The sequence below is a fragment of the Delftia sp. PX-1 genome (genome assembly GCF_055797465.1).
This window is the reverse complement of sequence record NZ_CP184763.1, coordinates 5,453,691-5,466,973: the sequence shown is the minus strand read 5'-3', so window position 1 is coordinate 5,466,973 and position 13,283 is coordinate 5,453,691. Positions and strand designations below refer to the sequence as shown.

15 protein-coding genes are annotated in these 13,283 nt (G+C 56.2%); all 15 read right to left on the bottom strand.

The window, feature by feature from the left end:
* Window positions 1-35 precede the first annotated feature (35 nt).
* Window positions 36-1,019, bottom strand: a complete 984-nt coding sequence (locus ACN20X_RS25010) for a phosphatidate cytidylyltransferase (RefSeq protein ID WP_473210007.1) — start codon at window positions 1,017-1,019, stop codon at window positions 36-38.
* Window positions 1,016-1,609, bottom strand: coding sequence for a lysophospholipid acyltransferase family protein (locus ACN20X_RS25005; protein ID WP_016451146.1), 594 nt, complete (start codon window positions 1,607-1,609; stop codon window positions 1,016-1,018). The genes ACN20X_RS25010 and ACN20X_RS25005 overlap by 4 nt, the downstream gene beginning before the upstream one ends.
* A 1-nt stretch (window position 1,610) precedes the next feature.
* Window positions 1,611-2,438 carry a CDP-alcohol phosphatidyltransferase family protein gene (locus ACN20X_RS25000; RefSeq protein WP_227469492.1) on the bottom strand — a complete coding sequence of 276 codons (828 nt, stop codon included), beginning with the start codon at window positions 2,436-2,438 and terminating at the stop codon, window positions 1,611-1,613.
* Window positions 2,395-2,940 carry a hypothetical protein gene (locus ACN20X_RS24995; protein ID WP_227469493.1) on the bottom strand — a complete coding sequence of 182 codons (546 nt, stop codon included), beginning with the start codon at window positions 2,938-2,940 and terminating at the stop codon, window positions 2,395-2,397. Before ACN20X_RS24995 ends, ACN20X_RS25000 begins: the two co-directional genes overlap by 44 nt.
* Window positions 2,898-3,920, bottom strand: coding sequence for a T6SS phospholipase effector Tle1-like catalytic domain-containing protein (locus tag ACN20X_RS24990; protein WP_193584783.1), 1,023 nt, complete (start codon window positions 3,918-3,920; stop codon window positions 2,898-2,900). The genes ACN20X_RS24995 and ACN20X_RS24990 overlap by 43 nt, the downstream gene beginning before the upstream one ends.
* A complete protein-coding gene (locus ACN20X_RS24985; protein WP_080649843.1) occupies window positions 3,880-4,173 on the bottom strand; it encodes an RHS repeat-associated core domain-containing protein in 294 nt (97 codons plus the stop codon). The genes ACN20X_RS24990 and ACN20X_RS24985 overlap by 41 nt, the downstream gene beginning before the upstream one ends.
* 27 nt (window positions 4,174-4,200) lie before the next feature.
* Window positions 4,201-4,746, bottom strand: coding sequence for a hypothetical protein (locus ACN20X_RS24980; protein ID WP_227469494.1), 546 nt, complete (start codon window positions 4,744-4,746; stop codon window positions 4,201-4,203).
* Window positions 4,704-6,629: an RHS repeat-associated core domain-containing protein gene (locus tag ACN20X_RS24975; protein WP_473210006.1), complete on the bottom strand. Its 1,926-nt coding sequence runs from the start codon at window positions 6,627-6,629 to the stop codon at window positions 4,704-4,706. Before ACN20X_RS24975 ends, ACN20X_RS24980 begins: the two co-directional genes overlap by 43 nt.
* A gap of 286 nt (window positions 6,630-6,915) precedes the next feature.
* A complete protein-coding gene (locus tag ACN20X_RS24970; protein ID WP_155524802.1) occupies window positions 6,916-7,485 on the bottom strand; it encodes a hypothetical protein in 570 nt (189 codons plus the stop codon).
* 74 nt (window positions 7,486-7,559) lie between these two features.
* Window positions 7,560-8,651, bottom strand: a complete 1,092-nt coding sequence (locus ACN20X_RS24965) for a hypothetical protein (RefSeq protein WP_016451152.1) — start codon at window positions 8,649-8,651, stop codon at window positions 7,560-7,562.
* Between the two features lie 11 nt (window positions 8,652-8,662).
* On the bottom strand, window positions 8,663-9,316 hold the full coding sequence (locus ACN20X_RS24960) for a hypothetical protein (protein WP_155524803.1): 654 nt from the start codon (window positions 9,314-9,316) through the stop codon (window positions 8,663-8,665).
* A 388-nt stretch (window positions 9,317-9,704) separates the two neighbouring features.
* Window positions 9,705-10,580, bottom strand: coding sequence for a TadE/TadG family type IV pilus assembly protein (locus tag ACN20X_RS24955; RefSeq protein ID WP_473210005.1), 876 nt, complete (start codon window positions 10,578-10,580; stop codon window positions 9,705-9,707).
* Between the two features lie 59 nt (window positions 10,581-10,639).
* Window positions 10,640-11,803 carry a hypothetical protein gene (locus ACN20X_RS24950; protein WP_473210004.1) on the bottom strand — a complete coding sequence of 388 codons (1,164 nt, stop codon included), beginning with the start codon at window positions 11,801-11,803 and terminating at the stop codon, window positions 10,640-10,642.
* Between the two features lie 157 nt (window positions 11,804-11,960).
* Entirely contained in the window at window positions 11,961-12,341 is a 381-nt protein-coding gene (locus ACN20X_RS24945; protein ID WP_223275333.1) for a DUF192 domain-containing protein, read from the bottom strand.
* A 5-nt stretch (window positions 12,342-12,346) separates the two neighbouring features.
* The gene (locus tag ACN20X_RS24940; RefSeq protein ID WP_154833681.1) at window positions 12,347-13,279 is read right to left on the bottom strand and encodes a type II secretion system F family protein; all 933 of its coding nucleotides are present in this window, start codon (window positions 13,277-13,279) and stop codon (window positions 12,347-12,349) included.
* Window positions 13,280-13,283 lie beyond the last annotated feature (4 nt).

Genomic DNA, 13,283 nt, shown 5'->3' with positions numbered 1-13,283 from the left:
AAGATGATGATATATAGATCGATGGTCTGTCGAATTCATGCATAGGCATAGCGCACAACATGAAAGAAGACGGGGGCAGAGAACACCACTGAATCCAGGCGATCCAGCATGCCCCCATGGCCTTGAATCATCTCGCCCCAATCTTTCGCTTTCAGGCTGCGCTTGACGGCTGACAGGGCCAGACCTCCCAGAAAACCGCACAGCACGATCAATAGGGAGAGCAGTCCTGATTCAACCGGTGTGAAAGGCGTGATCCACCACAATCCCATTCCCACCAATGCCGCACTCAGGCCACCTCCTATCAGGCCTTCCACGGTTTTCGACGGGCTGACCTGGGGGGCGAGCAGGTGCTTGCCAAACAGCTTGCCAAACACATATTGCAGGACATCGCTCAACTGCACGACCAGCAGCAGATAAAGCAGCAGCATCAGGCTCTGGCCTTCGTAACCAGGGATCTGCAAGAGCATCAGCGCCGGAGCATGGCTCAGGCAATACACCGTGAGCATCAGGCCCCATTGGACCTTGGCACTGCGCGCCAGAAAATCCGTGGTATCGCCTGACAGTGCAGACACCGCAGGCAGCAGCAAAAAGGCATAGACAGGAATGCAGATGGAGAACAGGCCATACCAGTCCGTGCCGATCAGCCAGTACTGCAACGGGATCGCTACATAAAAGCAAAGACACAAGGCAAGATGGTCTCCGTGCCGCGTCGGCGTCAGCGAGATGAATTCGCGCAGCGAAAAAAACGAGAGCATTCCGTATAGCGCCAGCGTGACGGGTTTGCCCAGCAAGAAGCTGATGACCAGAATCGCGACCATCAGCCACCAAGACCGTATGCGTGCGTTGAGGTTCTGGACCACTGGCCCGGGGCGGTAAAGCGACAAGGCCGCGCCTGTGGCGCTGGCCACGGAAAGAAGCCCCAGCAGGGAAACGAAGATCCACCAGAAGCTGTCGGGCACACGTGCGCTGGCGGCGGCCACCAACGAGGCGGGAAGGTAGTCCTGGAATGGGGTGCTCATGCCATGCTCTCCACTGCGGCGCGGGCGCGTTCCAGAAAATCCAGCCGGCTCTCGCCAGGCTGCAGTTCAACGGGTGGCCCGAACCATGCGGTGCAGATCAGCGGCAGAGGCACCACACTGCCTTTGGGCAGGCAGCGGCGCGCATTGTCCAGATAGACGGCAATGAACTCCACCTGAGGAAAACGTCGGGCCAGGTGGTAGAGGCCGGACTTGAATGGCTGGGGCATGGTCTCCTGATGGCGCGTGCCTTCGGGAAAGAGGATCAGTGAATCACCACGCTCCAGTGCCTCATACAGCGGCTGCAACGGATCTTGCTCGGGTTGGGCGCGGTGGCGGTCTATCAGCACGGCATTGAAACCGCGCAAGGCCAGCAGGCTGTGCAATCCACGTCCCCAGTAGTCCCGGGCGGCTACCGGCCGGGTACGGGCGCGCAAATGGCGTGGCAGTGCTGCCCATAGTGCCACCGTGTCCAGATGGCTGGCGTGATTGGCAAAGTAGACGCGTTGGCGCGACTGTGGGCTTGAGCCCTGCCAGCGCGGATAGGCGCCAATGAAAATCCGTGCCGATGCGGCAAGCAGGTGCGGCAGCATCTCAGTCCCCTTTCAACAGCCTGGCGATCGCCTGGGTGCGGGCCACACAGGTCAAGAGCGCTCCGAGTGCTATGCCCCAGGCTGCAGTGCCCAGAATGAGGCTAGCAACTTCGTGGCCCAGCAGGCCCAGGCCTGCGGCCAAAAGGCAGGCCGCTGTCAGCACCGCCATGCGATGCTGCTTGGCCATCGGGCCGCGAAAATCCTGTTCCAGACCCAGGCTGGCGCCCGTTAACCGCACATAGGCGGTCAATGCAGCCAGCAGGGCGCCCAACCATCCCAGCCAGGACTGCCCAGCTGCAGTGCCCAGGCCCAGCAGCAGCAGCGAATCTGCTATCCGATCGGGAAACTCGTTGTAGAGCGTGCCGGTTGGGGTTTGCTTGCCCCCTTCCACGGCCACCATGCCATCCAGCAGATTGCACAGCAGACGCAATTGCACACAGGCTGCGCAGCCAAGCCACCCCATGGGCGTCGGCATCCACACCAGCATGGCAGCGCCTGCTCCTGCAAACAGAACACTGAACACAGAGATCTGGTTGGGCGTGATCGCACACCGCGCCAGCGCAGAGCTCAATGCCCGCGCCCAGCCATGCTCCCGGGCGGCGATGGGGCGACGATGCATGGTGGGTGGCTCTGCTGCAGTCTCGGGCATACCGTTGTCCGAGCTGGCTCTGACATGGCTGTTGCAGGCCTGTCTTACGGGGTTTGCATCCATATCGTCATGGATGGGCTGGAGTTTATTTTCCTGCATATGTCCCTTGTTGAATGTTCTGAGTAATTGCTTCTGTTTAGCGCCACTTATAAGGTTCAGCGGTGATTTCCACCTTGTCATCTCGAAATATGACAATCATCTTTAACTGAGTGTTCTCCCGGTCTGCTTGGACTTTTGCGATGAGCTCTGGGGTCAGAATGGGAGTCAAATCTACGCGCTGTATGTAATGAGGGTTTGCAGCCCATAGTTGTTCATAGATTTTTTCATTTTCAATGGTGTATTTTTCCTCACGGGAGGTGCTTTTTGACCACGCGGTATATTCCTTGCTATGAAGAATCCACTCTGCCTCTATGATTTTCGGAACTCCACTTTTAATGTCTCCTGGCATGAAGCTCATATTTGCACCACCTCCACCAGGGCCAAGATAGCCAGGTATTGGCCCTCGTTTTCCGTCAAAATAAAATCTTCTGGTTACCAGCGGGCGAGAACCTTTATTATAAAATTTCAGCGATAAGCCGAAGCCTGTTTCCCTATGCGCACAACCAATCAGAGACGAAGGGATTGTCGCGCAGCAATATCTTATTGCAGCGCGACGGTCAGTCCATAATTTTCTTTGAGCCATTGGGCGTACTCCTTCATGTTGACGTCACCGGTGATGCGCGAAGATCCATCTGAATCCAATCCCGGCCTGGTTCTGTATATGATGAATTTCTGGCTTTCCTCAGAACTCATGCCACCAGGACTGAGCTTTTTTCTGGGAACACAATCTTTTGCTCTTCCATTGTTTTCTCTTATGCAAAAGGCACTGTCTTCGGGAGGATCAGAATAGATATAGCTTTTGTCGTGGAGAACTGGCTCTGTTACCTTGCCCCATTTTGCATTTTCCACATCCTTCCAATCATTCATAGTGATACCACTTTCTTTTGCCATTTCAGCGATCCAGTTCAACGCCACATTCGATAGATCTCCGGTGCCAAAGCTGCCGCCGATATCTGCATGGCTTCCTATGAATCCCAGTTGAGTGCCTCGGGTTATACCCTCTCCTGGGAACAGGTAGCGATGCTCATTGAGTGCTACTGCATGAAAAACATGCTGCACTTCAAAAGGAATGGCCAGTTGCCATTGATCATTGAGACGTCCATTTGCGCCAAATTGCGCCACTGTGTCCCACAATCCCAAAAAATTTAGCTCCATGCATTCGGATTTTTCTTTCCAATGCTGTTCTTTGATGCGGGTGGCAACCCGGTTCGCAAAGTCCCGGCCCATGGCTGCACCACGGCTGAAACCCACGATATCGATGCTGACCTTTTTGCCGTCTGCAAACGTATGTTCCTCCATGAATTTGTCCAGATTTTTCAGCATATGGTCTACGCGCGCACGTGCGGTACTGGCGACCATGTGGTCATTCCATGGTGCTGTGATTTTGCTTTCGTCGTCATAGCGGCCCACGCCGTTCATGTACCATGATTTTCCATTGATATTTTGGTCATACGCTAAATAGAACTTATAGACATTGGAAAAAGTATCATTATCTTGTGGCGGATTGGAGTTATTAGTCCCATCAAACGCAAACAGAATCAACCCCTCCGGATCGATCCACATACCGCAGCGGATTGCCCCGCACATAGCCATAAGGATTAGGCCCATCCGGCGTGCCTAGCGGATCGGGCGTGAGGTATTGGCCCCGGTCCGGGTCGTAGTAGCGGTGCAGGTTGTAGTGCAGCCCGGTTTCGGCGTCGTGGTACTGGCCCGGCAGGCGCTGTCCGATACCTTTGCCAGTACCTGCTGCTGCCCAAGATGCGTTGCTCTGGGCGCCACGTCCTGCTGGTCCAGGGTACGCCAGCCTGCCTCTCATATGCGGAATTGCTCCGAATGCAGAAATTCATCGCCACTTATAAGGTTCAACGGTGATTTCCACCTTGTCATCTCGAAATATGACAATCATTTTTAACTGAGTGTTCTCCCGGTCTGCTTGGACTTTTGCGATGAGCTCTGGGGTCAGAATGGGAGTCAGGTCTACGCGCTGTACGTAATGGGGATTGGCGGCCCAGAGTTTTCTATAGATTTCACGATTTTCCTTTGAATATCTTTCATTGTCTGGAGTATTTTTTGACCAAGCTAGAAACTCCTCACTATGAAGAACCCATTCTGCCTCTACAGATTTCGGCACTCCGCCTTTAATGTCTCCTGGCATGAAGCTCATATTTGCGCCACCTCCACCAGGGCCAAGATAGCCAGGTATTGGTCCTCGTTTTTCGTCAAAATCAAATCTTCTGGTTACCAGCGGGCGAGAGCCTTTATTGTAAAATTTCAGCGATAAGCCGAAGCCTGGCTTCCGATGCGCACAACCAATCAGAGAGGATGCGATTGTCGAGCAGAAATAGACTATTGCAGTGCGACGGTAAGACCATAGTTTTCTTTGAGCCATTGGGTGTACTCCTTCATGTTGATGTCTCCGGTGATTCGGGAAACTCCATCTGAATCCATTCCCGGTCTGGTTCTGTAAATGATGAATCGTTGACTTTCTTCATGACTCATGCCGCCAGGGCTAAGCTTTTTCCTGGGGATACAGTCTTTTGATCTTCCATTGTTATCTCTTGTGCAAAAGGCGCTGTCATCTGGTGGATCTGAGTAGATGTAGCTTTTATCGTGGAGAACTGGCTCTGTTACCTTGCCCCATTTTGCATCTCCCACATCCTTCCAATCATTCATAGTGATACCACTTTCTTTTGCCATTTCAGCGATCCAGTTCAACGCCACATTCGATAGATCTCCGGTGCCAAAGCTGCCACCGATATCTGCATGGCTTCCTATGAATCCCAGTTGAGTGCCTCGGGTTATGCCCTCTCCTGGGAACAGGTAGCGATGCTCATTGAGTGCTACTGCATGAAAAACATGCTGCACTTCCGAAGGAATGGCCAGTTGCCATTGATCATTGTGTAGCCCATTTGCACCAAATTGCGCCACTGTGTCCCATAAACCCAAGAAATTCAGCCCAACGCAAGCGGATTCCTTTTTCCAATGCTGTTCTTTGATACGGGTGGCAACCCGGTTCGCAAAGTCCCGGCCCATGGCTGCACCACGGCTGAAACCCACGATATCGATACTGACCTTTTTGCCATCTGAAAACGTATGCTCCTCCATGAATTTATCAAGATTTTTCAGCATATGGTCCACACGTGCACGTGCGGTAGTGGCCACTTTGTAGTCATTTTTTGGTGCGATGATTTTTCCCTCCTTGTCATCGCGGCCCACACCGTTCATGTACCATTTCTCCCCGTTTGATTTTTCGTCATACGCTAAATAAAACTTGTAGACGTTGGAAAAAGTATCGCCCTCGGGTGGTGGATTTGAATTATTGGTTCCATCAAACGCAAACAGAATCAGCCCTTCCGGATCCACATACCGCAGCGGATTGCCCCGCACATAGCTGTAGGGATTGGGCCCATCCGGCGTGCCCAGCGGGTCGGGTGTGAGGTATTGGCCCCGGTCCGGGTCGTAGTAGCGGTGCAGGTTGTAGTGCAGCCCGGTTTCGGGGTCGTGGTACTGGCCCGGCAGGCGCAGCGGCATTTCGAAGCCCGGGGCTGAAGGTTGGGACAGCACCTGCTGCCGGCCAAACGCCGTGTAGCGGGCGCGCCAGATCAACTGGCCCTGCGTGTCGGTGGCCGCTTCCACGGCGCCCAGGTGGTTGGTGTGCAGCCAGGCCAGGCGTTCGCCGCCGCCGCCCAGCCAACGGCCCGCGATGGTGCCCAGGTCCTGCACGATGCGCCCCAGCGTGCCGGCGCCATCCGCAGGCTTGCGGCCTTGGGGCGTGTCGATGACGGCCAGGGGCCACTGGCCCAGGTGGATGTACTGGCGCGTGATGCGGCCCTGGGCATCGAGTTCGGCGCTGAGTTGGCCGGATTCGTAGAGGTACGCCCGGCTGCCTCCTTGGGCCTTGCCGGTGTGTTTGGCAATGCGCTCGCCCCGGTGGTTGTAGCGGTAGCGGGCCAGCGGGGCGCCCTGTTCGTTGACCTGTTCCAGCCGCCCCAATGCGTCCCAGCGGTAGCTGCGCGGGCCTGCCTGCAGGGGCTGGCCGTTGGCGTTGTACTGGGTGCGCTGGGTGGTTGTGTCTTTCTGGTCCGCTGCACGCTCGGCACTCCAGCGGTGGCTGCCTGGCAGGTAGGCGATGGCCCGCGTGCCCGCCTGCAGATCGCCGGAGGCCACGTTCTGCTGGTCCAGGGTGCGCCTGCCGGCCTCGTCATAGTGGTAGCGGCTGGAGCGCAGTTCCTGGCCAGTGCGCTGGACCTGGGTGATGAGGCGTTCGTGCATTTAGGTGGCCTAGCTATTCGCTGGCGCACATGGGGTGATCCCAAGGCTTGGTAAAGATGAAGTGAGGACTATTGACCTGCAAGAGCGGCAGGTTTTCAGATGCTTGAGAAGGGGCGCTCGTAGCTGAAAATCGTGCACGATAGCAATGCGCTCGAGGCTGGATATAAGTACTGACGAATGCTTGGACCGCTGAGCGGTATTACTGCATGCGCTGTTTCAGCTTGTCCGGACATGTGGGTGATGTCACTAACCAGTGGCACATCGGTGGACCAAAATCTGCACACGATCAGTGCGATGTGCTTGGAAGGAGCATGGATGCAACCAAGTCCGCGAATCGCGGTTCGGGCGGCAGACCAAGAAAAAGACGCGCTTCACCTTGTTTAGTGCGGTAGAGGAACATGGGCGTTGCTCCGCCCAGTTCTGTCCACAGGGCTTTCGCTGCCGCCAGTGCTGCCCGTTCCGCAGAAGTGGGCGTAACGCCTGGTAAGCCACCCTGGCGCTTGCTGCGATTGAATTTCATGAAATTGCGTTGCATGTCTTCCTTGCGGCCGCTGCGTAGCAATTCAGCTGCCTTGCCAAGACTGCCATTGCCCATATGGGAAATAGGTAACCACATGGCGGGTAGTTCATTGAAAGGTTTGCCATTGACCTGCTTTTTCCACAAATCGGCGCAAACTGGGCAGTTGGGATCTATGAAAACGTACAAGGTGGGTTGGGATAGGTCAGATTGCGTAGGAATGCCCCTTAGTTCTTTCAATTGGTTCCAGATCTGATGTGGGATTTCTTTGGCCCATGATGAAAGGTATATTGAAAGAAGGGAAATTGCCAATAGCAGTTGGCGTTTTTTTTGATTCATGAAATATCTTTCTTTCTGATAAAAATAACCAATTGGATGGGTGGATAATTTTTAAATCTCTATCAGCGAAATATTTACGGCTTCTCTACTAGGCAAAATTCAGTAACTGCGCCGAGGGTTGCCCCTTTTCCTCTGTTTGTTCTTCCTCGTATATGAATTTCGTCGCCGTAGGCGGAAGCAGAGTATTTCAGCGGCTGAGGAGGATTAAGTTTGTGATTAGAGTCAATTCGAGTACTAACAGCGCTTCCATCTTTCTCTATCCTATGGATAAGTAATTTATTATCGTTTGCGCCGATCCAAGCCAACGATTCTCCAACTATAAGAACTGCTCCATTGATGGATGCAATTCCTTCAATTTGATGTAGCATTAGCTTCCATTTGGGAGAGAGGTCAGGGTTGAATCGCTCCATGTATATTTTTCCGCTATCCCAATAGCTTACGATGATACTGCCGTCTTCCAACGCCACGCCTGAGCCATCTAAGCCATCCAGCCTAACTTTTGCCACTTCCATACCAACTGGAGAATATAGGCGCAACTCGGATGAGAACTTCGCAGAAGAATATTCGCTACTACGTTTGTTGTATATCGCTGCTACTTCATTGCCTCTATTGAAGATGCCGGAAATCTCTCCTTCCGTAGAGTTCTTTTCACTGAGAATTTTGCGACGCTTAAGATCGGAGCTATAAAGCATAAGCAATGGACGATTGTTTGTATCAGATCCCCCCATGAAGTAACCCTGGGGTGAGGTGGCGCCCGCTCGGATGACACCGACTTCTTTCATTTGCAAGTTGCGTTTGACTTTGGTTGCCTTCTCATCAAGCTGTGCCAGATACCAATGCCCGAGATAATCAGTAACTGGCACAACGATCGGTTGTTTGTGTGCAATAGATATCGAGGACATGGAAAGATAGAAACCAGATGCTTTAATTCTCTTTGGTGTATCTTCGTCGGAGCAGCGCATATCTTGAATTAAGAACTCAGTCGACAGACTGTCAGCGTCTCCGACGCGATTTAAAGACACCCATTGGCTGCTTTCCTGCTTGTCTATTTGAGCGTAGGAATCGTACCTTTGTATCTGCTTTTCGCTTATCAACTGATATTCCGCGCTTGCTAATGTAGGGGATATTAGAAGTAGAGAAAGGTGCATCATGATTTTAGAAAACATGTGACATCTCCTTAGCAACATTGACAGTATTGTTGGCGGCGGTTATTGAATGCGCCTGATCCGAATTTTCTTAGCACGGAGTGCATATCTTCTGCTGCAGATATGCAGGCTTCGAGAGTATTTTTTGTTCTTGTAATATCAAAATTTCCTTGGTAACGGGTTTCATGATCGGCTGGAATATTCCTGCAAACGGCTTGCATGTCTGCGAGCATGCTATCGTCACAATTTTCTTGATTTGATTCACTGCAAGTTTGATAGCAGCGATCATGATTGGAGCATGCCGCAAGAAAACTTGATTGTTCCCCAATTCCTCCAGCTCCGCCTCCAGTTGGGTTGTTTCTGTCCGGGAAAATGAAATAACCCATACTAGTCGCTATTTTTATAGCCGATGGTGGCGTACTGCACCCATCAATACAGTAGCTGCGTGCATTACCATTGGACTCCACTTTCATCACGGCATAGTCATCATCGTTTGCATGTGGCTGGCCCACAACGCACTGTCTCCATAGGGAGTCGGGCGGAGCCTCGCTTTGCTGCATATCGACGCATTCCTGTTTGTACGAATTCCAGTCAAAGGATTTATCGAGTTTTGTATATTGCTTTTGCCTGATCTTGCTTTTTTGGGTTCTGGCATCCTTGACGCAACACTGCGTTTCGCTGTCCACCTTCTTCCCCCCGCAAAGGCTGTTATCTGGAAAGATGCAGTTATTTTCACGTTCGTATCTTTCCCGATTCTCCCTACTGCTAAAGCACATATTTACTTCGCAGAGTGACGTTATTGGAGGCAATATGCCGGGAGGAGGCGAGATGCAACTTTGAGTGATACCGCACTGTGCCCATGCTGTCCCCGCAACGACCAAACCCGACAAGACGATTGCAGCCTTCGTGAACCAAGTGGCAGTTGTGGGTTGCACCCTCTTTGTGGGAAATCCGTCGATTCCGGAGCCTCGCTGGCATTCCCATCTCCGCGTTTTGCGGTACATGCCGCGTCGTCGAATTTTCACCAGCATTCAGCACCTCTCTTGCTGTTAACGTTTACTTCGCCCTGATAGATCAGACACATTCGGAACCTCCGTCTCCGTCTCCATCGCCGTCTCCGCCCTTGTCGCCACCGTCTTCTCCGCCATCAACCCCCGGCCCCGGCGGCCCGACCGTGGTGCAGCCCACGGTTTCGCAATCGGGCGGTTCACCGGGTTCCGATGTATCGGGCTGGCCTGGGTCCTGCGGATTGCCCTTGTTGCCTGTGTCGGGGATGGATACCGTGGCATCGCTTTCCATAGCGTCGCTTTGCATGTGCAAGGTGGCCTGCGCGACGATGGGCAGTCGACCGTGCTGGATGAGTTCGGTGTGGAAGGGGTCGCTGCCGTCGTCCAGCCAGCGCAGGTAGTGCTGGTAGATGCCGCGCACCAGCGGGATCTTGAGTTCGTAGCCGTGGGTGACGCGGATCTTGAGCAGGTTGGCGTCCTGAACGCTCTGGGCCGACTTGCTGCCTATGTCTTTTTTGTCCCGGTGCGCCAGGCCGGCGTTTGGAATGGCTCGCACGCCGTATTTCTGCTTCAGGTGGGGAGCGCTCCAGTCGTCGAAGCTCTCGCGCGTGGGGTTGATGAGGTCTATGCGCAGGTGGCCTTCAAGGTCGGCCTTGGCCTTTGTCTTGGCATCCGCCAGTTCGTCACTGTTGCTGCCACCGCCATACAGCGGAACCATGGCGCGCAGATAGGCCTCGCGGATATCGTCCATGCGCGCATGGGCCATGGTGCCCGCGCGGGCGGCCATGAAGCTGGCGTGATTGATCTGGTTCTTGTTGAAGAAAACCAGGCCGTACTGCAGCAGGGCCAGCCCCAGCAGGGTGATGATGGGGCCGACCACGGTGAACTCGACCATGGCGCTGCCGCGCTGGCGCGGCCTGCGGAATGAGGTGCTCTGGCGCATGAGGATGCCTGCAGGTTTGCGGCCGGCGGACGGGCTTGTATCCACCCGCTGGCCATGCTTCAGGGCTTGTTTGGGTGTGGCAGGGGGATGTGGATGGGCACGTCCGGACCGGCCTTGTCCTTGCGCATCAGCATCAATTGCATGGTGCCCTGGGGGCCGGCGCCGAGGATGTGGATGATCTCGGCCTGCTTGCCGGTGATTTCGCCTTCGAGGCCATCGAGGGTGTAGTCCTGCCGGGTGAGGGGTGTGTCGGGCCGTGGAGCATCTGCGCGGACGTCGCTCGCAGGGCCTTCCAGCACGACGTTGATGCGTTGGCTGCGCGAGTCAGGGATCAACTGCGAGTTCACAAACGTCAGCTCTGGCACTTCCATCACTGTGCGCCTCTGGCTTTTGGGGTCTGTGTAGTCGATCTTTACGCCAGTGAGCTTGCCCGTGGCCGTATTGAATTCCGCCTCGTAGTTGACGCCGGTGTTCAGTATGTCGGTGGTGTACGGGTCCAGCCGTTGTGCCGTGCCGGCCAGCGTGCTGACACTGCCGATATAGGTCACGGTCGGCTCGCTCGGCGCCTGGCTCTGGTCGGTGAGCAGTCTGATGGCGGAAATCCAGTTGGTGTTTTCGCTGCGCATGTTGGGCATGCGGCCGACCATGCTGAGGTTCTGGCCTTCCGAGAAGGTGGTGCCCCAGATGCCTTCCTCGTGCTGGTCCGGTGGTCCTACGAGGAAGATGACGCCTGCATCGCCGCTGATGTTCTTGTAGTGGCTCTGGCCCGCCTCCGGGTAGTGCGTGACTTGCGGGTACTGCCTGCCCTGCACGATGAAGGTGTTGCGCCCTACCTGGAAGTCGCGCCTTGCCATGCCGTAGGAGCTGTAGATGAAACTGCTTTCGATGGCCTGGCCCGGCTGCTGGCTATAGGTGAGTGTGGTGTTGTGGATCACACCCATGCCGCTGAAATCGATCAACGACGTTTGTGCATCGGGATCGGTGATGAGTTTGATCAGGTCAGACTCCTCAATGGCCGATGAGGTGGGTTGCAGACAGCTGCCCGTGCTGCTGAGTTTGGTGCACAGCGGGCCTGAGGGGGCGATGAAGACGCCGGAACTGGCGGTGCCTCCGGGGCCTGGGTCTCCCGCGCCGCCTTCGTTGCCGGAGCCGCCACCGCAGGCGGTCAGGGCCAGACCAGCGGCGCAGGCCAGTAGCCAGGATGAAGGGTGTGTCAGCCGCATGTGCGTGGCACCGTGGTCTGTGGGAGAGGTGATGGATGGATGGTGCATGTCCGTCGGTTTTTCAATGCGTAGTGGAGGAAGGCCGGCAGGGCCGGCTGGCAATTCACTTTGGTGTGTTCTGGGCAATGCGTTGTGTGGGCACCTCCGCGGCGTTGCATTAGGAGTTGGACCCGTCAGGGGTGAAGGCGCAGACGTTCAGCGCAGCCCCGGCACCTTCGATGGGCCAGGGCTGCAACTGCATGCCCGACACCAGGCCCTGGCAGGCGATGGCACCTGCACGCATCTCCAGCACATGCCTGCTGCCGCGTTCGCCCCGGCTGAGGCGCCAGGGCGCAACGCCTGGACGCAGGCCGGTGATGCGGCCCTGCCGATCGAGGTAGACGATGTCGATGGCCTGCCGCATGAAGCAGGTGTGCACGCTGGTGCAGCGCGCGATGAGCAATGCGCAGCGCGCGGCGGGTTGGGCCTGGCCCATGAGGCCGGCAAGGCGCTGCCAGAAGCCGCAGGCCTGGCGCACCAGGAAGGGGGAGGGCGGCATCTGCATCACAGTCCCGAGTTCAGCAGCTTCATCGCTATGGGGAACAGCAAGACGATGAAGGTGCAGGGAAAGATGAAGGCGATCAGCGGAAACAGCATCTTCACGGGCGCTTCCATCGCGAGTTTTTCCGCGCGCATGAAGCGTTCGGAGCGGCGCTGATCGGCCTGTGCCCGCAGCACGGGGCCGAGGTTCATGCCCATGCTCTCTGCCTGGATCACGGCGGAGGTGAAGTTGGCGACGCTCGGTTCGTTCAGGCGCTCGGCCATGCCGCGCAGTGCTTCGGCACGCGCCTTGCCGGCGCGTATATCGCGCAGCACGCGCTGGAATTCGTCGCGCACCAGTCCCTGGGGGCCTTTGGCCACGGCCTGGGTCATGGCGCCCTGCATGTTCAGGCCGGCTTCCACGCACAGCGTGATGATGTCCAGGAAGAAGGGCAGCATGCGCAGCAGTTCGCGCCGGCGCACGGCGATGCGATCCCTGAGCCAGATGGCGGGGTAGGCCCAGCCCAGCAGTGCGCCTGCGGCCATGGCCTGCAGATAGATGGGCAGGGCGATGTGGCGTACACCGCCATCGGCGCCCCGGGGCAGGCCGTCGAAGCTGGAGACCAGCCACCAGGCCGCCAGCGCGGCCACCCCGGCGCCGACGATGCGGCTGGCGATGAACTGCGCAGGACTGAGCGCGTAGTCCAGTCCCGCCTGTCGCAGCCGCAGTTGCACGGCTTGCGCGGTTCTGCCCGTTCCGAGCCGGGGCGACAGGTGGTGGCTGATCCACTGGATGGGCCACCAGACCATGCGCAGGGCCAGTGGCGGCGGATCCTTGTAGCTGCGGTCCTCGGCGGGAACGCTGCTCATCGAGTGGCCCAGGAGCCAGGCCACCAGGGCAGCACTGAGTCCGGCTGCCACAGCGATCAGGGCGAGTATCACGGTGTTGGAGTCCATGGTG